Genomic DNA, 23,248 nt, shown 5'->3' with positions numbered 1-23,248 from the left:
TAGCGGTCGCTATCGCGAGCAGGCTCACTCCTACAGGGGGATGGTGCTGGATCAGAGGGCGGTGCTGTAGCGGCGCACGCCGTTTTCCACGGCTGGAATTTGTGCGGCAGTGCTGCCCGAAGCCTGGAACAACACCAGATGTTCGGCGGATACGCGAATCCCCACCTCAGCACCCACCTGATGGTCGGCATGGCTCGGGAAGATCGACTCCAGCTGCGCGCCGGTCGGCAGTTGCAGGCGATACAGGGTCGACGCGCCGAGGAACGTCTTGCCGACGATGCGCGCTTTCAGCGCACTGTCCGGCGCATAAACGATGTCATCCGGACGCAACAGCACATCCACCGCGCCGCCCACCGGCCAGGTGTAGGCCCGGTTGCCACGCAGTTCGCCGAGCTCGGTGTGCACCGACTCCGGGCTGCCGAGCTGGCCGCGAATGAAGTAACCCTGGCCAATGAAACTGGCCACAAACGGCGTCGCCGGTTCGTGATACAGATTGTAGGGCGTGTCCCACTGTTCCAGCCGACCTTCCTTGAAGACGCCGACGTGATCGCTCACGGCGAAGGCTTCTTCCTGGTCGTGGGTCACCAGAATCGCACTGGTGCCACGGGCCTTGAGGATGTCGCGGACTTCGTGGCTGAGCTTGCGCCGCAGCTCGCCGTCGAGGTTGGAGAACGGCTCGTCGAGCAACAGCAGTTGCGGCTCCGGCGCGAGGGCGCGGGCCAGGGCGACGCGCTGCTGCTGACCACCGGACAACTCGTGGGGGAAGCGTTTGCCGAGGTTCTTCAGGTTGACCAGTTCCAGCAACTCTTCGGTGACACGCTCCTTGTTCGGGTGCTTGCGAATGCCGAAGGCGATGTTGTCGGCGACACTCAGGTGCGGGAACAGCGCGTAATCCTGGAACACCATGCCGATCCGGCGTTTCTCCGGAGCCAGGGTGTACCCAGCACTGGAGATGGTTTCGCCACCGAGGGTGATTTCCCCTTCGTGCACCGGTTCGAATCCGGCGATGGCGCGCAGGGTGGTGGTCTTGCCGCAGCCGGACGAGCCGAGCAGGCAGCCGATATCACCGGCGTTGAGGTGCAGATTGAGGTTCTGCACCACACGTTGATCTTGATAGCCGCAAGCGAGGTTGCGCAGGTTCAGCAGTAATTCATGGCTCATGCGTGGTGGTATGCCGGTTCGACGAGGAACTCGAGCAGGGCCTTCTGTGCGTGGAGACGGTTTTCTGCCTGATCCCAGGCGACGGAGCGCGGGTCATCAAGCAGGTCGAGGCTGATTTCTTCGCCACGGTGCGCAGGCAAGCAGTGCATGAACAGCACGTCCTCGGCAGCGAGGTCGAGCAGGGCACGGTTGACCTGGAACGGCGCGAACAGCTTGAGGCGCTTGGCAGTTTCCTCTTCCTGACCCATCGAAGTCCAGACGTCGGTGCTCACCAGATGCGCACCGCGCACGGCGTCGGCTGGATCGCGCACGATGGTCACGCGATCGCCGGCCTTGGCCACGAATTCAGGGTTCGGCTCATAACCTTCCGGGCAGGCAACGCGCAACTGGAAGTCGAACTGGATCGCCGCTTCTATATAGCTGTTGCACATGTTGTTGCCGTCGCCGATCCAGGCCACGGTCTTGCCCTGGATCGAGCCACGGTGTTCGAGGAAGGTCTGCATGTCGGCCAGCAACTGGCACGGGTGCAGGTCATCGGACAGGCCGTTGATCACCGGCACGCGCGAGTTGGCGGCGAATTCGGTCAGGGTGCTGTGGGCAAAGGTACGGATCATCACGGCATCGAGCATGCTCGACATGACGATGGCGCAGTCGCCGATTGGCTCGCCGCGGCCCAGTTGGGTGTCACGCGGGGACAGGAAGATCGCCTGGCCGCCGAGCTGGATCATGCCGGCCTCGAACGAGATGCGGGTGCGGGTCGAGGATTTCTCGAAGATCATCCCCAGTACGCGGTTTTTCAGAGGCTCGAACAGTACGCCGCGGTTACGCAGGTCCTTGAGCTCAACGCCTCGACGGATCACGCTGACCAGCTCTTCGGGCGTGCAATCCATCAGGGAGAGAAAGTGCCTTGCGCTCATCATTGACTACCTTTTGCTACTAACCGCAGATGCTCAAAGCCTTGTTTAACGGAACAACGGGCGAGACCTGCGGCGTAAGCCGCACGGGGGCGACGAAATAGGGGAAGGCGCGATATTGACACTAAATGTCGCGTTATGCCAATAGGCTACGGTTTTTGCGGGATTCGGAGAACGGGCCGCCGTGGGCGGTCGCGCATTTGAAGCCGGGTTCAGTACTGCAGCGAACCACTTTGTACACTGGCCTCGCGGGGCTTGGCAATGCGCCGTGGCGGGGAGAGTGCCGTTCGGGTCGGTTCGGGACCGGGTGGTTGCGGATCCGCTTGGTCGGATGATCGGGCTGAAACATTTGCTAAAGCAAAGTGCTGGGTTATAAATAAGTTTCGAGCGACGCAGGAAGCCTCCGCATGGAATCGAAAGAACAACTGTTAATGGAATTGCTGGGCCACACGGCTCGCTCACTGACCCATCTCACCGCCTCTGTCACTTCAATGTCCTTCGAACTGCTGCGCAGCGAAGACGAAGTGGTCAAGTCTGCGGGGCGCCACATGATTGATCGCATGGCGACCATCAGCGCCGGGCTCGATGAACACTGGCGCCTGATCGGCGAACTCACCGGCGTGCACGTCGCCCACGAGCAGATCGAAACCATTCAGGAAATCCAGCTCGCCGCACCGCCCCAATTGCCGTCGAACTGACGCGACGGGCTATCGGCGCCCCTGATAAGCGTCAATTCACAAGACGAACGTCGCTGGCGCGGGGGCTGCGCACGGGCCATAGTTTTGTTCCCGCAGGCCTGTTGCCCGCCCAGAACAAGACAGAGACTGGCCATGACCAAGACTCTCCATCACCGTGCCTGCCACCTGTGCGAAGCCATTTGCGGCCTGACCATCGAAACCACCGAAACCGATGGCAGCGTCGCGATCACCTCGATCAAGGGCGATGCCCTTGACACGTTCAGCCGCGGCCATATCTGCCCCAAGGCTGTGGCCCTGCAAGATATTCAGAATGACCCCGACCGTTTGCGCCAGCCGATGCGCCGGGTCGGCAGCGAATGGCTGCCGATCGAGTGGGACGAGGCTTTTGCGCTGGTGGCCGAGCGCCTGGCGGCAATTCAGGCGCGTCACGGGCAAAACGCCGTGGCGGTTTATCAGGGCAACCCGAGCGTGCACAACTACGGGCTGATGACCCACAGCAACTACTTTCTCGGCCTGCTGAAGACGCGCAATCGCTTCTCCGCGACCTCGGTCGATCAGTTGCCCCATCACCTGAGCAGTTACCTGATGTACGGCCACGGCTTGTTGCTGCCGATTCCGGACATCGACCACACCGATTTCATGCTGATCCTGGGCGGCAATCCGCTGGCGTCCAATGGCAGCATCATGACCGTGCCGGATGTCGAGAAGCGCCTGAAAGCGATTCAGGCGCGTGGCGGCAAGGTGGTGGTGGTCGATCCACGGCGCAGCGAGACGGCGGCGATCGCGGATCAGCATTTGTTCGTGCGCCCGGGGGGCGATGCGGCGTTGTTGTTCGGGGTGCTCAACACGCTGTTCAGCGAAGGCCTGACTCGCGACAGCCATTTGCCGGTTGACGGGCTGGACGACGTGCGCGCGGCAGTGGCGACCTTCACGGCTGAGGCCATGAGCCCGTTGTGCGCGGTGCCTGCTGAACAGATCCGCCAACTGGCCCGCGACTTTGCCGCTGCACCGAGTGCGGTGTGCTACGGGCGGATGGGCGTCTCGACCCAGGCCTTTGGCACCTTGTGTCACTGGGTGGTGCAATTGATCAATCTGGTCACCGGCAACCTCGATCGTGTTGGCGGCGCGCTGTGCACCGAACCGGCAGTGGATCTGGTGGCGTCGACTTCGGGTGGGCATTTCAACAAATGGCAAAGTCGTGTGTCCGGGCGCCCGGAATACGGCGGCGAATTGCCGGTGTCGGCGCTGGCCGAAGAGATGCTCACCGAAGGCGACGGGCAAATTCGCGCATTGATCACCGTGGCGGGCAATCCGGTGCTGTCGACGCCCAACGGCCGACAACTGGAACAGGCACTCGACGGCCTGGAGTTCATGGTCAGTATCGACCTGTACATCAACGAAACCACGCGTTACGCCGACCTGATCCTGCCGTCGACCTCGGCGCTGGAGAACGATCACTACGACACCACGTTCAACCTGTTCGCGGTGCGCAACGTCACCCGCTTCAATCGGGCGATTCTCGCCAAGCCCGAGGGCGCACTGCATGACTGGGAAATCTTTGTCGGCCTGGCCAAGGCCTTTGCCGAGAAGACCGGCAAGGAGCTCAAACCAACGATGCCGCCGGCGAAGATGATCGACATGGGCTTGCGCATGGGCCTGTACGGTGATGCGTCCGAGCAAAAACTCTCGTTGGCGACGCTGTTCGATCATCCGCATGGCATTGATCTGGGCGCGTTGAAACCGAATCTGGCATCGCGCCTGAAAACGCCGAATCAGCGGGTGCAGGCTGCTCCGCCGGAGATCCTCGCCGACCTCGTGCGCTTCGCTGCGTTGCGAGCACCGGCCGCTGATGAGTTGCTGATGATTGGCCGTCGGCATGTGCGCAGCAACAATTCGTGGATGCACAACTACCATCGGCTGGTGAAGGGCAAGCCGCGTCATCAGTTGCTGATGCACCCGGAGGATCTGGCCAGTCGCGGGCTCTGCGATGGGCAGCGAGTACGTGTCAGTTCGCGGGTCGGGCAGATCGAGGTCGAAGTGCTCGGCAGCCTCGACATGATGAAGGGCGTGGTGAGCCTGCCGCATGGCTGGGGTCATGCGCGTCCGGGCGTGCAGATGACGATTGCCAGCGGTCAGCCGGGGTCGAGTGCCAACGACCTGACCGATGAGTGCCAACTGGATGAGCTGTCGGGCAATGCGGCGCTCAATGGTGTGCCGGTGACGGTGGCAGCAGCCTGAGCATGTCTGTCGGGGAGACCGAGCATGGCGCTCGGGATTCCGTTACAATGCGCCACCGTGCCGACCCATGAGTCGGAAAGTTCAGCCGAGGTGCTCCATGGATATCATCGAAACGATTAAAGAGCAGATTGCCAACAACACCATTCTGCTTTACATGAAAGGCTCGCCGAATGCCCCGCAGTGCGGCTTCTCCGCAAAAGCTGCGCAGGCTGTGATGGCGTGTGGCGAAAAGTTTGCGTACGTGGACATCCTGCAGAACCCGGAAATCCGCGCCAATCTGCCGAAGTACGCCAACTGGCCGACTTTCCCGCAACTGTGGGTCGGCGGTGAACTGGTCGGCGGTAGCGACATCATGACCGAGATGGCTGCAGACGGTTCGCTGCAAAGCACCATCAAGGCAGCTGTTGAAGCAGCCGCTGCGAACAAGTCCGAAGCCTGATTCGCTTTTGTGTAGGAGTGAGCCTGTTCGCGATAGTGTTCTGTCAGTTATTGAAGTATCGGCTGACACACCGCCATCGCGAGCAGGCTCACTCCTCCATGTGATTCGTGGTGTTGCCTGCATCGCATCAGGCATAAAAAAGCCCCGCGCCTCGAAAGAGGGCGGGGCTTTTTAGTGTCGCGAGTTCAGCGGACGCTGACTTACTCTTCGCCCATCTGCGATTGCAGATAGTTCTCAAGACCGACTTTATCGATCAGGCCCAGTTGGGTTTCCAGCCAGTCGATATGTTCTTCTTCGGACTCAAGAATGTCTTCGAGCAGTTCACGGCTGCCGAAGTCGCCAACGGTTTCGCAATGCGCGATGGCGGCTTTCAGATCGGCGTGGCCGGTCTTTTCGATACGCAGATCGCATTCCAGCATTTCCTTGGTGTGCTCGCCGATATGCAGCTTGCCCAGGTCCTGCACGTTCGGCAGGCCTTCCAGGAACAGAATGCGCTTGATCAGCTTGTCCGCGTGTTTCATCTCGTCGATGGACTCGTGGTACTCGTGTTTGCCCAGCTTGTTCAGGCCCCAATCTTCATACATGCGCGCATGCAGGAAGTACTGATTGATCGCGACCAGTTCATTGGCAAGGATCTTGTTGAGATGCTGGATGACTGTAATGTCGCCTTTCATGATGGGAGTCCTGCCCTGTAATAGCTGTATATAAGGCGGAGTTTGAGCTTGGTATTTATAAGTGTCAAACCTAAGTTATTGAATAATAAATGAAATTAAATCTGAATAAGAATGTTTGTGTTCCGCGTCTAGCGCCTAACCGATTGATTTGCAGGCATAAAAAAACCGGACATATGTCCGGTTTTTCGAAATAGGGGAGTAATCACGCCGCTGTAAATTCAACAGGGTAGGGGATCGCAGCCTGGGCTGTTTGCAGCTTGGTCAGGGTTTCGCGAACGACTTCCTTGGCAAGGCACGCACATTTGCCGCATTGGCTGGCGACGCCAGTGGCCTGGCGGACTTCTTTGTAGCTGCAGCAACCTTCATAGATCGCATCGCGGATCTGTCCGTCGGTGACGCCAGTGCAGAGGCAAACATACATAAGTGAGAACCGTCGCTGGTTGTGACTCAATTGCGATGGATCTTAATGTTAACGAGAATGATTGTCAAAGTGCTTTCTGAATGGTTTTCACTGGAAATGCGGATGACTGACGAACGGTGATTAATGGCGATTTGCCTGGCCCCGGAAATGCAGCGCCATTATCCGCTTTCGCTAAAAACCGTTGAGGACAGGCCAAAAACGCAGTGTATGATGGTCGGCCCTTGCGAAGGGGGTTCGTGTCACAGGGCTGTCGCCTGAGGGTGGCAGGCTGGCCCGGACCCTGAACTTCAAGTCTTTACACCAGGAGATATCAATGAGCGTACTCGTAGGCAAACAAGCCCCTGACTTTACCGTCCCGGCCGTACTCGGCAATGGCGAGATCGTTGACAGCTTCACCCTGTCCTCGGCCATCAAAGGCAAATACGGCCTGGTGTTCTTCTACCCACTGGACTTCACCTTCGTCTGCCCGTCCGAGCTGATCGCTCTGGACAACCGCATGGCTGACTTCAAGGCACGCAACGTTGAAGTGATCGCTGTGTCGATCGACTCGCACTTCACCCACAACGCCTGGCGTAACACCCCGGTTAACAATGGCGGCATCGGCCAGGTGAAATACACCATGGCTGCCGACATGAAGCACGACATCGCTAAAGCCTACGACGTTGAATCCGAAGGCGGCGTGGCTTTCCGTGGCGCGTTCCTGATCGACGACAAGGGCGTTGTCCGCTCGCAGATCGTCAACGACCTGCCGCTGGGCCGTAACATGGAAGAGCTGATCCGTCTGGTTGACGCTCTGCAATTCCACGAAGAGCACGGCGAAGTCTGCCCTGCCAACTGGAAGAAAGGCGACAAAGGCATGAACGCTTCGCCAGAAGGCGTTGCGGCTTACCTGACCGAGAACGCTGCTGCCCTGTAAGGCGCAACGTTCAGGTACAAAAAAACCGGCCTGCGTGGCCGGTTTTTTTATGTGCGGGATTTGCCCGACGAGGATCAGTCGTCGAAGTCCTCCCAGCCGCCCATCTGTTTCCAGCGGTTGACGATCCCGCAGAACAGTTCAGCGGTTTTCTCGGTGTCGTAACGCGCCGAGTGCGCTTCACGACCGTCGAAGTCGATATCGGCCGCCTGACAGGCCTTGGCCAATACGGTTTGACCGTAAGCCAGACCGGCCAGTGTTGCCGTGTCGAAACTGGAGAACGGATGAAACGGGTTGCGCTTCATGTCCAGGCGCGCAACGGCCGCATTCAGGAAGCCAAGGTCGAAGCTGCTGTTGTGGCCGACCAGGATCGCCCGCTTGCAGCCATTGGCCTTCAATGCCTTGCGAATGCCACGGAAGATGTCGGTCAGCGCGGTTTCTTCGCTGACGGCCATGCGCAACGGGTGATCGAGCTTGATCCCGGTGAACTCCAGCGCCGCCGCTTCGATGTTGGCGCCTTCGAATGGCTCGACACGAAAGAAGTAGGTGTGATCCGGATAAACGAAACCCTTTTCATCCATGGCGATGGTGGTCGCGGCAATCTCCAGCAACGCATCGGTGGCCGAGTTGAAGCCACCGGTTTCTACGTCGACGACAACCGGCAGGTAACCGCGAAAGCGTGCTGCCATCGGGTGACGGGAACCGCCGCCACCTTGACCGTCCAGTTCATCGTCGAAATGGTCTTCACTCACGCGTGTTCCTCCAGCAGGCGCCAGCGCAGTTTTTCACCGGCGCGCAGCGGGATAACGTTCAGCTCGCCAAACGGCAGGCTGGTCGGGGCGGTCCATTCTTCGCGAACCAGGGTGATGCGGTCGGTGTTCGCCGGCAGGCCGTAGAAGCGCGGGCCGTTGAGGCTGGCGAAGGCTTCGAGCTTGTCCAGCGCATTGCGCTGTTCGAAGGCTTCAGCATACAACTCGATGGCGGCGTACGCGGTGTAGCAGCCAGCGCAGCCGCAGGCGGCTTCCTTGGCGTGCTGGGCGTGCGGCGCCGAGTCGGTGCCGAGGAAGAACTTTGCGCTGCCGCTGGTGGCGGCGTCGAGCAGGGCTTCCTGGTGCGTATTGCGCTTGAGGATCGGCAGGCAATAGAAGTGCGGCCGAATTCCGCCCACCAGCATGTGGTTGCGGTTGTACAGCAGGTGATGCGCGGTGATGGTCGCGCCGACGTTGGCCGAAGCCTCGTTGACGAACTGCACGGCGTCGCCGGTGGTGATGTGTTCGAACACCACTTTGAGCGTCGGGAAACGCTCGACCACACGGCGCATGTGCTCATCAATGAAAATCTTTTCGCGGTCGAAGACGTCGACATCGCCACGCGTGACTTCACCGTGGATCAGCAACGGCATGCCGACTTCAGCCATCGCTTCCAGCACTGGGAAGATCTTGTCGATGCTGGTTACGCCGGAATCGGAGTTGGTGGTCGCGCCGGCCGGGTACAGTTTGGCGGCATGCACGAAACCGCTGGCCTTGGCTTCACGAATTTCTTCGGGCTGGGTGCGGTCGGTGAGGTACAGCACCATCAGCGGTTCGAAGCGACTGCCGGCCGGGCGGGCGGCGAGAATCCGCTGGCGATAGCCGTCGGCTTCAGCGGCGTTGCGCACCGGTGGTACCAGGTTGGGCATGATGATTGCGCGGCCAAAGGTGCGCGCAACATCGGCAACGGTATTGGTCAACACGGCACCATCGCGAAGATGAATGTGCCAGTCGTCGGGACGCAGCAGGGTCAGGCGGTCGGACATGAGGGAATTCCAGGCGGGTCAAACTGAGGGGAATGCTACCGGAAAAGACTCTTGCAGGCACTCGCTATCAAGTTTTGCCGGAACCTTCCGATATCCCGAAGGTATGCCGTAAACATAGTGTGAATCGGTCTTTGTGTTACAGAAGCCAATGGAGCCTCCCGTGCGCCAGCGATATTTAGCCTTGCTCAGTGTGTTTGCCAGCCTCCCCGCGATGGCGCTCACCTACCAGACGCGTCTGGAGAACATTGAGTGGACGGTCGAGGGTGACAAGTTCGAGTGCCGTCTGACCCAGCCGATCACCGATTTCGGCTCGGGCCAGTTCGTGCGCAAGGCCGGCGAGCAGGCGATTTTTCGTCTGAATGCCTACAACGCCATGCTCGGCGGCGGTTCGGCGACCTTGCTCGCGGCGGCCGCGCCGTGGCAGCCGGGGCGTAACGACATCTATCTGGGCAGCGTCCGGATCGGAACTGGCAACGTGCTGTTCAACAGTTCGCAGTCTCAGGCCGGCGGGCTGATCAACGGTTTGCTCGACGGTCGCAGCCCGGTGGTGCGCCGTGCGTCCGGCGATGGCCGGGTGTCTGAAGTGCGCCTGCTGCCCGTCAAGTTCAGCAAGGCGTTCAACGACTACCAGACCTGTGTGGCGAAGTTGCTGCCGCAGAATTTCGATCAGATCAAGCAGTCGCAGATCGGCTTCCCCGGCGAAGGCACGGATCTGGACGCTGCTGCCAAGGCCAAGCTGCAAGTGATGCTGGAGTACATGAAGGCTGATCCGACGGTCAATCACATCGAACTCGATGGCCATTCGGACAACAGCGGCAACCGCCTGACCAATCGCGAGTTGTCGCGTCGACGCGCATTGGCGGTGGTCGATTTCTTCAAGGCCAACGGCATCGCCGAATCGCAGATCACTGTGCGGTTCCACGGTGAGCAATACCCGCTGGTGCCCAACACCAATGCGGCCAACCGGGCGAAGAATCGTCGGGTAGCGGTGAAACTGGCCCGGGTGGCAACGCCCCCCGTACCGGCGCCCCAGGCCAGTACGCCAGCCAGCACTGCAGCAACTTCCTGACCCGCCGGTCATCGTCGCGCTCTCGACAGAATCTGTCGCTTTGTCGTCTTAAGCTGTCGCGCCTCTGTAAATTATCGCGTTTGAGCGGTAGACTCCTCGGCTTTCCGTAGAACCCCGTGGAGTGATGGCATGGCGGACGTAAACAAGGTCGTTCTGGCGTATTCCGGCGGCCTGGACACTTCGGTGATCCTCAAGTGGCTGCAGGATACTTATAACTGTGAAGTGGTGACGTTCACCGCTGATCTCGGTCAAGGCGAAGAGGTCGAGCCGGCCCGCGCCAAGGCTCAGGCCATGGGCGTCAAAGAAATCTACATCGACGATCTGCGCGAAGAATTCGTGCGTGATTTCGTGTTCCCGATGTTCCGCGCCAATACCGTTTACGAAGGCGAGTACCTGCTGGGTACTTCCATCGCACGCCCGCTGATCGCCAAACGTCTGATCGAAATCGCCAACGAAACCGGCGCCGACGCCATTTCCCATGGCGCTACCGGCAAGGGTAACGACCAGGTGCGTTTCGAACTGGGTGCCTACGCACTCAAGCCAGGCGTGAAAGTGATTGCTCCTTGGCGTGAGTGGGACCTGTTGTCCCGCGAGAAACTGATGGACTACGCCGAGAAGCACGCGATCCCGATCGAGCGTCACGGCAAGAAAAAATCCCCGTACTCGATGGATGCCAACCTGCTGCACATCTCCTATGAAGGCGGCGTGCTGGAAGACACCTGGACCGAGCACGAAGAAGACATGTGGCGCTGGACCGTCTCCCCGGAGAAGGCTCCCGACACCCCGCAATACCTGGAACTGACCTACCGTAACGGCGACATCGTTGCGCTGGACGGCGTCGAAATGACCCCGGCCACCGTATTGGCAACGCTGAACAAGATCGGTGGCGCTCACGGTATCGGTCGTCTCGACATCGTCGAGAACCGCTACGTCGGCATGAAGTCCCGTGGTTGCTACGAAACCCCGGGCGGCACCATCATGCTGCGCGCTCACCGCGCCATCGAGTCGATCACCCTGGACCGCGAAGTCGCTCACCTCAAAGACGAGCTGATGCCGAAATACGCCAGTCTGATCTACACCGGCTACTGGTGGAGCCCTGAGCGTCTGATGCTGCAACAGATGATCGACGCTTCGCAGGTCAACGTGAACGGTGTGGTTCGTCTGAAGCTGTACAAGGGCAACGTCATCGTGACTGGCCGCAAGTCCGACGATTCGCTGTTCGATGCCAACATCGCGACCTTCGAAGAAGACGGCGGTGCTTACAACCAGGCCGACGCGGCGGGCTTCATCAAGCTCAACGCGCTGCGCATGCGCATTGCGGCCAACAAGGGTCGCAAGTTGTTCTGATTCTTTCAGAACGCTGTGCAATGAAAAGGCGGGCTTGTCGTTAAGACAGGCCCGCCTTTTTTATTGAATGCTGTGTCTTGCGCGTATCGGGCGATCTCTGGCGCACTCTCGCAATGGACGTGCTCCATCCTTCAAACCCGCCCCAACAGCGTGATCGCTTGTGAGCACACGTTGTAAACAATATAGGGCGTCGCGCCCGTGTCCTTCTTCGCCGGTTTGATCGGCAGTAACGCGTTTTGTGTCAGGAAAACATCCGACACATGATTGCTGATAAGGACGATGACCCGGTCGGTTTTTTTGTCGGTGTGGTGGATTTTTTCCAGAATCGCCGTGATTTCTTTCGTCGTGTCGAGATTCCGTATGTCGATCATGTGCAGGCTGCGCAGGGCCGTGGTCAGCTGAATGATGTGCTGAACAACAGGTCCCGAGGATACGCTGTCACCTGACGGCGGATCGGCCACGTTGTGGGCCCTGCACTTGTCCTTGCATGGGCTGGTTTGAGGGGGGCCGGACAGTATGCAACTTGAAAACCCTGAAATACCTTGGGCACGCAGTTCTCGCGAAGATGGATTTCGTCTGGAGTTGCGCTCGCTGTTTTCTATGGCTTTTAAAAAGCTTTCATCTTTATTGAAGTCGGATGGGGAATACAGTGAGCGGTGGTTGAAGTTTAAAGTCAGAAAGAAAAGAAATAACAAGTAGAACGGGAATATGACGAGAAACCACACGTAAAACTCACGATCTTCATTGCCAAGAAATGGCAGGGACACGGCGGCCGATGTTTCCGAAATGGCTGCGAATATAGCGATGACTGTCATCGGGTTGGTAATTCTGCTCTTGATTTTTAACATGATCGTGCTCTTGTGGTTGTAGGTTTTCATTGTTTTGTGAGTTGTTGGCGGCTTTTTTGTTGCAAGGGCTTGCTCTTGGTTATAACAAAATTATTTTCCGAAGTATAAATACCCGCGCTCCGAATGTTTGTAAGTTATTGACGATGCGCGGCTGTTTTAAGTGGCGAGCGCCATAACTTTTTATTTCTATATGCTGCGATACGGCGTGTGATGCCTGCCACGACAGACGCTCGCGTTGCCAGCGCAGCGCTGGCTGGCAAACAGCGCACGCCGTTACAGATTCAAGCCGAGAGTGTCCGTTGAGGCGTCGGATTTTTAGATGAGGAAAGGATTTTTGTGGGATTTATCCTCATTGGCTGTAGGGAATGTCTCTGGATGCAAGTGCGTGTGAAACTTGGCATGCCACGGGACAAGTGGCTGGGATATTGTGCGTGTTCAAAAAATTCGAACAGCGAAACTGGACTTGCCCATGAATAAAGTGCTGATCGTGGATGATCACCCCGTCATTCGTCTTGCGGTACGTATGCTGATGGAACGTCATGGCTATGAAGTCATCGCGGAAACTGATAACGGTGTGGATGCATTGCAACTTGCTCGCGACCAGATGCCGGATATTGTCATTCTGGATATTGGTATTCCGAAACTTGATGGCCTGGAAGTTATCGCGCGCCTGACTTCAACGGCCATGCCTGTCAAGGTTCTCGTATTGACGTCACAGGCACCCGGACACTTTTCAATGCGCTGCATGCAATCGGGGGCGGCGGGTTATGTGTGTAAACAGCAGGACCTCACCGAGTTGCTCAGTGCAATCAAGGCGGTGTTGTCGGGCTACAGTTATTTCCCCAATCAGGCGCTGCACACCGTGCGTACCAGTCTGGGCAACGCCAGTGAAGCCGATATGGTGGATCGCCTGTCCGGTCGGGAAATGATGGTCTTGCAACAGTTGGCGCGGGGAAAGACCAACAAGGAAATTGCCGATGGCATGTTTTTAAGCAACAAGACGGTGAGCACTTACAAGACCCGCCTGTTGCTCAAGCTCAATGCCCGCTCACTGGTCGATCTGATCGAGTTGGCGCAGCGTAACGGACTTGTCTGAGTGGCGTCACTGACGTGATCATGGGCCGATCGAATTCAGCGAGTCGCAGAAAATGAAAAGCCTCCGTATCGGGAGGCTCTCAAATGTCAGAGATCAAAATCGTAATCAGCCAATTGCTTTTGCAGTCGGCGCTCCTCAAGCAGGTTGTCGATAGTGCGGCGTTTGCTCAGATTGGTTTTGGCGACCTCGACCACCGGTTCGGTGTCGTCGGTTTCCGCAGCAGTAAATTCGTCATCTACATCCAGTTGTTCTTTACTGTCAGTCATAAGGTTAACTCCAGGCTAAGACTGCCTTTGGCGCTCCTTATATCGACATTCCTGCTGTGGGTAAAAAAGATTTTTTCAATCGGTGAATCAGTAAAACCAATAGCCACTCAATCGTCCGAGGTTTTGTGTTTGTACTCGCACAGATCTTCGATCCGGCAACTGCCACAGCGCGGCTTGCGGGCGAGACACACGTAGCGACCGTGCAAAATCAGCCAGTGGTGAGAATCCAGCAGGTAGTCTTTGGGTACAAACTTCATCAGCTTCTTTTCCACCTCAACCACATTTTTCCCCGGAGCGATGCCGGTGCGATTGCTGACACGAAAAATGTGCGTGTCGACCGCCATGGTCAATTGTCGAAAAGCGGTATTGAGCACCACGTTGGCGGTCTTGCGGCCCACGCCGGGCAGGGCTTCCAGCTCTTCACGGGTTTGCGGGACTTCACCATTGTGCAGTTCGACCAGCATGCGGCAGGTCTCGATCACGTTCTTGGCTTTGCTGTTGTAGAGGCCGATGGTCTTGATGTATTCGGACAGCCCTTCGACACCCAGGGCGTGGATCGCTGCCGGGGTATTGGCAACGGGGAAGAGCCTGGCCGTGGCCTTGTTCACGCCAACGTCCGTCGACTGCGCCGACAGAATCACCGCAATCAGCAATTCGAAGGGCGAGGAGTAGGCCAGTTCGGTTTTCGGCTCGGGATTGTCTTCATGCAGTCGACGAAAAATCTCAAGGCGTTTTGCGGCATTCATGGGTGATGTGTTTCCTTGGAGAGAGCGTTCGAGCGAGTCAAAGCCTGGCGGGCAGCCAACAGCAGCCCCAGCAATATGAAAGCGCCGGGAACCAGGGTGAACAGGTGCAGCCCTTCGTTGAACAGAACCAGGCCTTGCCAGCGTTCTGAGAGACCACGACCGAGATGGCCCTGACCGAGCAGCTCACGCAGTACCGCCAGCGTCAGTAGCAGCCCGCTCGACAGGCCAAAAAACGTCAGGCGTTCGGTGCGCGCCTGACGAAAGAAACCATCGTATTCCAGCACTACGCATTGCAAGGCGATCAGCCCGCTATAGAACCCGAGTGCCTGGTGCCACTGCAACGCCCAGCGCTGCCCAAGGATATTGGCGCAACTGGTCAGGGTGGCGGCCAGCAGCAGGCTGGCCAGCAACAGGCCGCTGTCAGACAGTCGAGCGCGCAATGGAGCAATGCACACTGCGTAAGCCGTCGTGACAACGCTCGACATCAACAACATGCCCAGCGCGCCGGCCAGTGTAGCGCTGGTACCCAGCAGCAGCGCCAGCAGCAAGGCGTTGCTCAGCTTCGTCGGCCGGTTCATGGTGCGCCCCCCAGCAAGGTTGCCCGGTGCTCATCAAAGTAGCGCAGGGCGTCATGGATGGCATGGACGGTGGCGCGGGAGGTGATAGTCGCGCCCGCCAGTTGATCGAACTGCCCCTGATCCTTTTTCAAGGCCCAGCCTGTGTCATCGGGGGCGCTGCGTGATTTCCCGGAAAACCCTGCCAGCCAGTTGTTCGGCCAGTCGCCGACATGCCCGCCCAACGCCGGCGTTTCATGTTGCCGCAGGGTTTTAACACCCAGCAGTCTGCCATTGGCATCAATCGCGATGAGCAATTCGATGGCGCCGGCATAGCCCTCGGTTTGCGTGCGCAACAGCACCGCCACCGGCTGCCCGGCTTTGCTTGCCCGGTAACCCGTCAACAGCGTGCTGTGGCTCAACGTCGTATCCGCCAACGCCAGTGGCTGTTCCAGAGGCTGATTGTCGTAGGCATCCGCGGCGAGCACATCCAACAGTTTGCGACTGTCGAGCAGACGTTGTTCGATGGCAATCTGCGGTGCACTGCTGCGTTGCACCTCATAAGTCAGGCCGAGACCAACACTGGCGATCAGCACCAGTGTGATGACAGAGGCCGCGCGGTTCATGAATGCACCTGCGCCTGGCGAGTGGCGGCAAAACGCTCTAGCGCCGGCACACAGAGATTCATCAGCAACACCGCAAACGCGACGCCATCCGGGTAGCCGCCCCAAGTGCGGATCAGGTAGGTCAGCAGTCCGACACCGACGCCGAACAACAGCCGGGCCAGCGGACTTTTTGGCCCGGACACCGGTTCGGTGATGATGAAAAATGCACCGAGCATGGTCGCGCCGCTCAGCAGATGAAACAGCGGCGAGCCGTGGGAGTCGGAGCCCGAACCGTTCCAGCACAGCAGGCTGATGACAAACAGGCTGACCAGCATGCCGGCCGGTGCTTGCCAGCCGATCACCCTACGTTGCAATAGCAGCAGCCCCCCGGCAAGAAACGCCAGATTGACCCACTCCACGCCGCGCCCGCCGAAATGGCCGAACGCCGGGTTGGCGGCGAATAGCTCATCCATGGTCAGGCTTTTGTTGATACGCAGACTGTCCAGCGCGGTGGCCTGAACCCAGGCGTCCGGCGCCTGACCCGTATTGAAGACCTGTTCAAACGTTGCCAGCAGATTCATCCCGTGCGCCGGCCAGTGGGTCATCGGCTGCGGGAACAGCACCATCGCCAGCGCAAAGCCGAGCATGGCCGGATTGAACGGATTCTTGCCGATGCCACCGTACAGGTGCTTGCCGAACAGCAAGCCGCCAGCAATCGCCGTCACGGTCAGCCACCACGGGCAATAAGGCGGCAGGGCCAGCGCCAGCAATGTCGCGCTGACCCATGCGCTACCGTCGCTCAGCGTCGGGTGCAGCGGTTGTCGGCGCAGGCGGCTGACGCTTGCCTCGACCAGTGATGCGGTGGCTACCGCCAGCAGCAGATTGATCAGCACGCCCCAGCCGTACAGCCAGAACAATGCCAGCAGCCCCGGCAGCGTGGCGAGCAGCACCAGCTTCATCGCCTGTTGCAGGCGATCATCCGGTGCTTCACGGGGCGACATGATCGTGTACCTGACGCTCGGCGTCCTGCAGACGGGCGCGGGCCTTGTCGAGGGCGTCGCTGGGCGTGTCGGCGCGGCGTTCGAGCTTGCTCAAGTCGGCGCGGGCGTAGGCCAGTTCGGTTTTCAACTGGCGCAACTGGCTGTCGATCGGACGTTTTTCCACGCGCACGAGATCAGGCAGCGGTTGCTCGCTGGCGGCTTCGGCAGCGTGAAGCGCTAGCTCTGCGTCACGCAAGGCCTGTTCCAGCGTGGCGAGTCGCTCCGGCGGCGCTTCGGCAGTCTGGGCCTTTTTCAGTTCGGCGCGGTGCATGGCCAACTGGATTTTCGCCCGTTTCAGGTCTGCGTCTTTCGCCGGGGCCGGGGCCACCGCTGTTGGCGCGCCGGGAGCGTTGCTTTCGAGTTTCGCCAGCGCCTGCTCGGCGGCTTCGAACTGCTGTTGCAACACGATCAGTTGTGACTGCTGCTCGAACGTCGGTGGATGGCCGAAGGCTTTCAGCGATTTGTGCAATTGCGCGCGGCTCATGGCGACGTCGATCTTGGCTTTTTTCAGCGCGGCGTCGGCGGTCGCGGCTTTCTGCGCGCGCACCCGTTCCAGAGCCGCCTGCACCGGATCGAGGGTAGCCACCGCCGGTTGCGTCGCCCGTTGCGCACGGGCCTCGCGCTCAGCCTGTTTCTGTTGTTCTTCGCGTTGCAGGCGGGCGTTGCGTCGTTCGAAACGCTGGCGCGCATGATCGCGTTTGGCCGCGCGTGCGCGTTGTTCTTCCAGGCTGAGGGCCAGGCCGCCCACCACCGGCAGCGTGCCTGGCGGCAGCGGATGCATTTCGATGCAATCCACCGGGCACGGCGCCACGCACAGGTCGCAACCGGTGCATTCGTCGATCAGCACGGTGTGCATCAGTTTCGCGGCGCCGACGATGGCGTCGATCGGGCAGGCCTGAATGCACTTGGTGCAGCCGATGCACTCGGCTTCGCGGATGAACGCCACTTGGGGCGGTGCCGAACCACGGCTGACGTCCAGCTCCAGCGCCGGCACCTTCAGCAGTTCGGCCAGCGCCGCGATGGTTTCGTCGCCGCCCGGTGGACACTTGTTGATCGGTTCGCCCTCGACGATGCCTTGCGCATAGGGCTTGCAGCCGGGGTGGCCGCATTTGCCGCACTGGGTCTGCGGCAGGAGGGCATCAATGAGTTGAATCAGACTCATGTTTTAATCAGTCCACTGAATCCGAGAAAAATCACTGCGATCAATCCGGCGCCGATCAGGTCGATCGGCAGGCCGCGAAAGGGCAGGGGAATGTCGTTGTCGGCGGTGCGTTCACGCAAGTCGCTGAACAGACTCAGCACCAGCCAGAAACCCAACCCGGCGCCAAGGCTCAGCGCCGTTGCCTGCAGCAGGCCGCGATCCTGTTGCGCATTGAGCAAGGCCAGCCCGAGCACGCCGGCATTGCCCAGCAACAACGGCCAGAGTCCGTCGAACGGCCAGTCGGGCAGCGCACGCGCCAACAGTTTCAGCAGCGGTGCGATCAGCAGCACGCTGAGCGGCAAGCACACGAACAGGTGCAGGGCCTGCAGTTGCAGCGGCACCAGCAGCCAGTGCCAGATCCCGTAACCGATGACGCCGACGCTCAGCATCAGGCAGAACGTCGCCAGCCCTAGCGCATGCAGCTGGCGCCGACTGCCCGCCAGCAACGGATCGACGCCCAGCGGCCAGTGCAACACGAAGTTGTTGAGCAGGGCGGCACTGATCAGCGTAAGCGCAAGTTCGGTCATGGTTCTGCCGGTAGCAACGGGCGGGTGTCACTTAAGGTTAGGCATTATCCGGCACCCGCGAAGGGTGGGCCAGATATGAAAAATCCCACAGGCTTGCAGAACATGCCTGTGGGATCGTTTTACCGCTGGGCCTTACTTGATGCGTTGACCCGGCTTGGCGCCGCTGTCCGGGCTCAGCAGGTAGATTTCTTCACCGCCGGGACCTGCCGCCATCACCATGCCTTCGGAGATGCCGAACTTCATTTTCCGTGGCTTGAGGTTGGCGATCATCATGGTCAGGCGACCGTCGAGTTTCGACGGGTCCGGGTAGGCGCTCTTGATTCCGGAGAACACGTTGCGCTGCTCGTCGCCGATGTCCAGCGTCAGGCGCAGCAGCTTGTCCGCGCCTTCGACGTGTTCAGCCTTGACGATCAGGGCGACGCGCAGGTCTACGGCGGCAAAAGTGTCGAAGTCGATTTCCGGCGACAGCGGATCCTTGGCCAGCTCGCCGTTGCCCGCCGATGCGGCGGCACCGGTGTCGGTCTGGCTGGCGGTCAGGTCTTCTTTCGAGGCGTCGGTCATGGCTTGTACTTTTACCGGGTCGATGCGGGTCATCAACGGTTTGAATTCGTTCAGCTGATGATTGGCCAGCAGGGTGGTGTGGTCGTTCCAGGTCAGCGGGGCGACGTTGAGGAACGCCTCGGCATCGGCGGCCAGCAGCGGCAGCACCGGTTTGAGGAAGATCACCAGTTGGCGGAACAGGTTGATGCCGGTGGCGCAGATCGCCTGGACTTCATCCTGCTTGCCTTCCTGCTTGTTCAGCGACCACGGGGCCTTGTCGGCGATCCACGCATTGGCGCGGTCGGCCAGGGCCATGGTTTCACGCATGGCGCGGGCGAAGTCGCGGGCTTCATAGGCGTCGGCAATGCTTGGCGCAGCAGCGAGGAACGCCTCGGTCAGCTCTGGCGCGGCATTGTTGTCGACCAGCAGGCCGCCGTTGCCTTTATGAATGAAACCGGCGCAACGGCTGGCGATGTTGACCACTTTGCCGACCAGGTCGGAGTTGACCTTCTGCACGAAGTCTTCGAGGTTCAGGTCGAGGTCATCGACGCCACGGCCCAGTTTGGCCGCGTAGTAGTAGCGCAGGTATTCCGGCGACAGGTGATCCAGGTAGGTCCGGGCCTTGATGAAGGTGCCGCGGGACTTGGACATCTTCTGGCCGTTGACGGTCAGGTAGCCGTGCACGTTGATTCCGGTCGGTTTACGGAAACCGGCGCCTTCGAGCATGGCGGGCCAGAACAGCGCGTGGAAGTTGACGATGTCCTTGCCGATGAAGTGGTAGAGCTCGGCGGTGGAGTCCTTGCCCCAGAACGCGTCGAAGTCCAGCTCAGGCGTACGGTTGCAGAGGTTCTTGAAGCTCGCCATGTAGCCGATCGGCGCGTCCAGCCACACGTAGAAGTACTTGCCCGGCTCGTCGGGGATCTCGAAACCGAAATACGGCGCATCGCGGGAGATGTCCCACTGTTGCAGGCCGGCGTCCAGCCATTCGGCGATCTTGTTGGCGACGGCGTCCTGCAGGGTGCCGCTGCGCGTCCAGGTCTGCAGCATCTGCTGGAAGTCTGGCAGTTTGAAGAAGAAGTGCTGGGAATCCTTGAGCACCGGGGTGGCGCCGGAGATCGCCGACTTCGGATCCTTCAGGTCAGTCGGGGCGTAGGTCGCACCGCATTTTTCGCAGTTGTCGCCGTACTGGTCTTCAGTGCCGCATTTCGGGCAGGTGCCCTTGATGAAGCGGTCGGCCAGGAACATTTTCTTTTCCGGGTCGAAATACTGGGTGATCGAACGTTGGGCGATGTGCCCGGCGTCACGCAGTTTCAGGTAGATCTGGCTCGACAGCTCACGGTTTTCTTCGGCGTGAGTGGAGTGGAAGTTGTCGAAGTCGACCAGGAACTCGGCAAAGTCGGCGCTGTGTTCAGCCTGCACGTTGGCGATCAGTTGTTCCGGGGTGATGCCTTCCTTTTCCGCGCGCAGCATGATCGCCGAACCGTGGGCGTCGTCGGCGCAGACATAAATGCATTGATTGCCGCGATGCTTCTGGAAGCGCACCCACATATCGGTCTGGATATATTCCAGCATGTGGCCAAGGTGGATCGAACCGTTGGCGTAGGGCAGGGCGCTGGTGACGAGGATCTTGCGTGGTTCGGACATGTGGGGCTTCGCTACTTGATGAAACGGAGGTCGGCCACTATAAAGCGCTGGCGCATATTTTTCACCCTGTGCGCCTGTTTCCGGATACACCAATCACTTAATCCCAGCCTATGAAACCTTTTGATGGGAGTGGGGCGCTGTGGCGAGGGGATTTATCCCCGATGGGTGGCGAAGCCACCCCAAAACCAGACAACTCGGTCAATCAGGTAAACCGCGTTCAATGGTTTCACGACTGCTGCGTAACCGGTCGGGGATAAATCCCCTCACCACAGTGCTTTCCGGCTCAAGTAATGCGTCTGGCTATAAATCGCCTGACCAGAAACGAACCCGCAGGGTAGGATACCCGCCATCTATTCCCAGTCTTGTTATCGGAGTTGCCCATGAGTGCCGTCACTCGCGCAGCGGTGGAAGCCGTCCTCAGCCAATACACCGACCCTTACCTGAACCAGGACCCGGTCAGCGCCGGTTGCGTGAAGCACATCGAGATTGATGGCGAGCGCGTCAGGGTTGAGCTGGAAATCGGCTATGCCGCCGGTCTGTTCAAAAGTGGCTGGGCGCAAATGCTGCAACTGGCCATCGAAAACCTCGACGGCGTCGTCTCGGCCAAGGTCGAGGTCAACAGTGTGATCGCCGCGCACAAGGCCCAGGCGCAGATTCCGGGGCTGGCCAATGTCAAGAACGTCGTCGCCGTGGCCTCCGGCAAGGGCGGCGTGGGCAAGTCGACCACCGCTGCCAATCTTGCGCTGGCACTGGCCCGCGAAGGCGCCAAGGTCGGGATTCTCGACGCCGACATCTATGGCCCGAGCCAAGGGATCATGTTTGGCATCCCCGAGCGCACCCGTCCTGAAATCAAGGATCAGAAGTGGTTCGTGCCGCTCAAGGCCCACGGTGTCGAAGTCATGTCGATGGCGTTCCTGACCGACGACAACACGCCGATGGTCTGGCGTGGACCGATGGTCTCGGGCGCACTGCTGCAACTGGTCACGCAAACCGCGTGGGGCGATCTGGATTATCTGGTCATCGACATGCCGCCAGGCACCGGCGACATCCAGTTGACCCTGGCGCAGAAGGTCCCGGTGGCTGGCGCGGTGATTGTCACCACGCCACAGGATCTGGCACTGCTCGACGCGCGCAAAGGCGTGGAAATGTTCCGCAAGGTCAACATTCCGGTGCTGGGCGTGGTGGAAAACATGGCGGTGCACATCTGCTCGAACTGCGGTCATGCCGAGCATCTGTTCGGTGAGGGCGGCGGTGAGAAGCTGGCGAGTCAATACGGCGTCGAGTTGCTGGCCTCGCTGCCGCTGTCGATGCTGATCCGCGAGCAGGCCGATGGCGGCAAGCCGACGGTGATCGCCGAGCCGGACAGCCAGATCGCCATGGTCTATCAGGAACTGGCTCGCCACGTCGGTGCGCGGATTGTGTTGCAGGAAGCGGCGACACCGGCGATGCCGAACATCACCATCAGCGACGATTGATGGCCTGAAACACGATCAACTGTGGGAGCTGGCCTGCCAGCGATAGCGGATTCACATTCAACGAATAGGTTGACTGAACTACCGCATTCGCGAGCAGGCTCGCTCCCACATTGTTTTTTGTGTTCGGCGGTTAGATGCGCAAGCCGCCATCCATCTCCAGAATCCGTCCGGTGTAGTAGTCGTTCTCGAAGATGTACGCCGCCGAATGGGCGATCTCTTCCGGTTTGCCCATGCGCTTGAGCGGAATCCCCGAAGTCATTTTCTCCAGTGCTTCCGGCTTCATGCCCAGGGTCATCTCGGTTTCGATGAAGCCGGGGGCAATGCCCGCGACGCGAATGCCGTAACGCGCCAGTTCCTTGGCCCAGGTCACGGTGGCTGCTGCCACGCCGGCCTTGGCGGCGGAATAGTTGGTCTGGCCGACGTTGCCGGCGCGCGAAATCGACGAGATGTTGATGATTGCGCCACTGTTTTTCAGCTCGACCATTTTCGCCGCGACTTCACGGGTGCACAGGAACACGCCGGTCAGGTTGACGTCGATCACTGCCTGCCACTGGGCCAGGCTCATCTTGGTCATTTCGCCGTCCTTGACCTTGAGCAGCAGGCCATCACGGAGGATCCCGGCGTTGTTGATCAGGCCGTGGATTGCACCGAAATCGGCGGCCACTTGCGCGACCATGTGCTCGACCTGTTCTTCATTGGCCACGTTGCACAGATAGCTGCGGGCCTCGACGCCCTTGGCCTTGCAGGCCGCGACCGCAGCATCGAGTTTTTCCTGGTTCAAATCGACCAGTGCGAGCTTCGCGCCCTTGGCGGCGAAATACTCGGCCATGGAACGGCCCAAACCCTGGCAACCGCCGGTGATAATGATTACTTTGTCGTTGAGTTGCATGCGCATGCCCCGATGCCGGTCTGAGTGGTTTTTATTATTGGCGCCGCTCGATCTGTACCGGCCGTGGCCGGTTGCACATGAGCATAGCCCGATGGCGTGACCGGGACTTATCTCCGGGCGCCTGTCCGTTTTTTCGACGGATTATATA

Annotated in this window: 24 protein-coding genes; 8 read left to right on the top strand and 16 right to left on the bottom strand. The window is 59.6% G+C overall.

The window, feature by feature from the left end:
• Positions 1 to 51 precede the first annotated feature (51 nt).
• Positions 52 to 1,161, bottom strand: a complete 1,110-nt coding sequence (locus HV782_RS23165; protein ID WP_123466226.1) for an ABC transporter ATP-binding protein — start codon at positions 1,159 to 1,161, stop codon at positions 52 to 54.
• Positions 1,158 to 2,078 carry an ornithine carbamoyltransferase gene (argF, locus tag HV782_RS23160; RefSeq protein WP_042704963.1) on the bottom strand — a complete coding sequence of 307 codons (921 nt, stop codon included), beginning with the start codon at positions 2,076 to 2,078 and terminating at the stop codon, positions 1,158 to 1,160. Before argF ends, HV782_RS23165 begins: the two co-directional genes overlap by 4 nt.
• A gap of 404 nt (positions 2,079 to 2,482) precedes the next feature.
• Here argF and plzR point away from each other — a divergent pair, with 404 nt between their 5' ends.
• The 3 genes from plzR to grxD all read left to right on the top strand — a co-directional run bounded on the left by plzR (position 2,483) and on the right by grxD (position 5,450).
• Positions 2,483 to 2,773, top strand: coding sequence for a PlzR type 4 pili assembly inhibitor (plzR, locus tag HV782_RS23155; protein WP_042607370.1), 291 nt, complete (start codon positions 2,483 to 2,485; stop codon positions 2,771 to 2,773).
• 132 nt (positions 2,774 to 2,905) lie between these two features.
• Positions 2,906 to 5,011, top strand: a complete 2,106-nt coding sequence (locus tag HV782_RS23150) for a molybdopterin oxidoreductase family protein (protein WP_186746728.1) — start codon at positions 2,906 to 2,908, stop codon at positions 5,009 to 5,011.
• Positions 5,012 to 5,108: 97 nt separating this feature from the next.
• A complete protein-coding gene (gene grxD, locus HV782_RS23145; RefSeq protein ID WP_016773402.1) occupies positions 5,109 to 5,450 on the top strand; it encodes a Grx4 family monothiol glutaredoxin in 342 nt (113 codons plus the stop codon).
• A 200-nt stretch (positions 5,451 to 5,650) separates the two neighbouring features.
• Here grxD and bfr read toward each other — a convergent pair whose 3' ends face one another.
• Positions 5,651 to 6,124 carry a bacterioferritin gene (gene bfr, locus HV782_RS23140; protein WP_123466230.1) on the bottom strand — a complete coding sequence of 158 codons (474 nt, stop codon included), beginning with the start codon at positions 6,122 to 6,124 and terminating at the stop codon, positions 5,651 to 5,653.
• A gap of 202 nt (positions 6,125 to 6,326) precedes the next feature.
• The gene (locus tag HV782_RS23135) at positions 6,327 to 6,545 is read right to left on the bottom strand and encodes a bacterioferritin-associated ferredoxin (RefSeq protein WP_093430580.1); all 219 of its coding nucleotides are present in this window, start codon (positions 6,543 to 6,545) and stop codon (positions 6,327 to 6,329) included.
• Positions 6,546 to 6,858: 313 nt separating this feature from the next.
• On the opposite strand from HV782_RS23135, the gene HV782_RS23130 reads away from it, so the two are divergent.
• Positions 6,859 to 7,461 (top strand): peroxiredoxin, encoded by a 603-nt coding sequence (locus tag HV782_RS23130; protein ID WP_007953195.1) that lies wholly within the window; start codon positions 6,859 to 6,861, stop codon positions 7,459 to 7,461.
• Positions 7,462 to 7,535: 74 nt separating this feature from the next.
• On the opposite strand, the gene rnt is transcribed toward HV782_RS23130, so the two are convergent.
• Together rnt and pyrC are read right to left on the bottom strand one after the other, a co-directional pair.
• Positions 7,536 to 8,210: a ribonuclease T gene (rnt, locus tag HV782_RS23125; RefSeq protein WP_095136951.1), complete on the bottom strand. Its 675-nt coding sequence runs from the start codon at positions 8,208 to 8,210 to the stop codon at positions 7,536 to 7,538.
• Positions 8,207 to 9,253, bottom strand: coding sequence for a dihydroorotase (gene pyrC, locus HV782_RS23120; RefSeq protein ID WP_123466234.1), 1,047 nt, complete (start codon positions 9,251 to 9,253; stop codon positions 8,207 to 8,209). Before pyrC ends, rnt begins: the two co-directional genes overlap by 4 nt.
• Positions 9,254 to 9,413: 160 nt before the next feature.
• On the opposite strand from pyrC, the gene HV782_RS23115 reads away from it, so the two are divergent.
• Together HV782_RS23115 and HV782_RS23110 are read left to right on the top strand one after the other, a co-directional pair.
• Positions 9,414 to 10,322, top strand: a complete 909-nt coding sequence (locus HV782_RS23115) for a flagellar protein MotY (RefSeq protein ID WP_186746730.1) — start codon at positions 9,414 to 9,416, stop codon at positions 10,320 to 10,322.
• Positions 10,323 to 10,451: 129 nt separating this feature from the next.
• Positions 10,452 to 11,669, top strand: a complete 1,218-nt coding sequence (locus HV782_RS23110) for an argininosuccinate synthase (protein WP_027612065.1) — start codon at positions 10,452 to 10,454, stop codon at positions 11,667 to 11,669.
• Positions 11,670 to 11,800: 131 nt separating this feature from the next.
• On the opposite strand, the gene HV782_RS23105 is transcribed toward HV782_RS23110, so the two are convergent.
• Entirely contained in the window at positions 11,801 to 12,517 is a 717-nt protein-coding gene (locus HV782_RS23105) for a hypothetical protein (protein WP_186746733.1), read from the bottom strand.
• A gap of 469 nt (positions 12,518 to 12,986) precedes the next feature.
• Here HV782_RS23105 and HV782_RS23100 point away from each other — a divergent pair, with 469 nt between their 5' ends.
• Positions 12,987 to 13,613, top strand: coding sequence for a response regulator transcription factor (locus HV782_RS23100; protein ID WP_123466240.1), 627 nt, complete (start codon positions 12,987 to 12,989; stop codon positions 13,611 to 13,613).
• Positions 13,614 to 13,699: 86 nt separating this feature from the next.
• Here the strand turns inward: HV782_RS23100 and HV782_RS23095 are convergent, their stop codons facing one another.
• The 8 genes from HV782_RS23095 to metG form a co-directional block, all read right to left on the bottom strand.
• The gene (locus HV782_RS23095; RefSeq protein WP_123466242.1) at positions 13,700 to 13,879 is read right to left on the bottom strand and encodes a PA3496 family putative envelope integrity protein; all 180 of its coding nucleotides are present in this window, start codon (positions 13,877 to 13,879) and stop codon (positions 13,700 to 13,702) included.
• Between the two features lie 107 nt (positions 13,880 to 13,986).
• Positions 13,987 to 14,625 (bottom strand): endonuclease III, encoded by a 639-nt coding sequence (nth, locus tag HV782_RS23090; protein WP_123466244.1) that lies wholly within the window; start codon positions 14,623 to 14,625, stop codon positions 13,987 to 13,989.
• Positions 14,622 to 15,203: an Rnf-Nqr domain containing protein gene (locus tag HV782_RS23085; RefSeq protein ID WP_186746735.1), complete on the bottom strand. Its 582-nt coding sequence runs from the start codon at positions 15,201 to 15,203 to the stop codon at positions 14,622 to 14,624. The genes nth and HV782_RS23085 overlap by 4 nt, the downstream gene beginning before the upstream one ends.
• A complete protein-coding gene (locus HV782_RS23080; protein WP_128616324.1) occupies positions 15,200 to 15,805 on the bottom strand; it encodes an RnfABCDGE type electron transport complex subunit G in 606 nt (201 codons plus the stop codon). Before HV782_RS23080 ends, HV782_RS23085 begins: the two co-directional genes overlap by 4 nt.
• Positions 15,802 to 16,785: an RnfABCDGE type electron transport complex subunit D gene (locus tag HV782_RS23075; RefSeq protein ID WP_186746737.1), complete on the bottom strand. Its 984-nt coding sequence runs from the start codon at positions 16,783 to 16,785 to the stop codon at positions 15,802 to 15,804. The genes HV782_RS23080 and HV782_RS23075 overlap by 4 nt, the downstream gene beginning before the upstream one ends.
• On the bottom strand, positions 16,772 to 17,986 hold the full coding sequence (gene rsxB, locus HV782_RS23070; RefSeq protein ID WP_186746740.1) for an electron transport complex subunit RsxB: 1,215 nt from the start codon (positions 17,984 to 17,986) through the stop codon (positions 16,772 to 16,774). The genes HV782_RS23075 and rsxB overlap by 14 nt, the downstream gene beginning before the upstream one ends.
• Positions 17,983 to 18,552 (bottom strand): Rnf-Nqr domain containing protein, encoded by a 570-nt coding sequence (locus HV782_RS23065; protein WP_123466254.1) that lies wholly within the window; start codon positions 18,550 to 18,552, stop codon positions 17,983 to 17,985. Before HV782_RS23065 ends, rsxB begins: the two co-directional genes overlap by 4 nt.
• 132 nt (positions 18,553 to 18,684) lie before the next feature.
• Positions 18,685 to 20,736, bottom strand: coding sequence for a methionine--tRNA ligase (gene metG / locus HV782_RS23060; RefSeq protein ID WP_123466256.1), 2,052 nt, complete (start codon positions 20,734 to 20,736; stop codon positions 18,685 to 18,687).
• Positions 20,737 to 21,116: 380 nt separating this feature from the next.
• On the opposite strand from metG, the gene apbC reads away from it, so the two are divergent.
• Positions 21,117 to 22,211 carry an iron-sulfur cluster carrier protein ApbC gene (apbC, locus tag HV782_RS23055; RefSeq protein ID WP_123466258.1) on the top strand — a complete coding sequence of 365 codons (1,095 nt, stop codon included), beginning with the start codon at positions 21,117 to 21,119 and terminating at the stop codon, positions 22,209 to 22,211.
• Positions 22,212 to 22,341: 130 nt separating this feature from the next.
• On the opposite strand, the gene HV782_RS23050 is transcribed toward apbC, so the two are convergent.
• The gene (locus HV782_RS23050) at positions 22,342 to 23,100 is read right to left on the bottom strand and encodes an SDR family oxidoreductase (RefSeq protein ID WP_123466357.1); all 759 of its coding nucleotides are present in this window, start codon (positions 23,098 to 23,100) and stop codon (positions 22,342 to 22,344) included.
• Between the last annotated feature and the right edge of the window lie 148 nt (positions 23,101 to 23,248).

This window comes from Pseudomonas monsensis, from assembly GCF_014268495.2.
GTDB classification, from domain to species: Bacteria; Pseudomonadota; Gammaproteobacteria; order Pseudomonadales; family Pseudomonadaceae; genus Aquipseudomonas; species Aquipseudomonas monsensis.
This window is presented reverse-complemented; position numbering and strand designations above follow the sequence as displayed.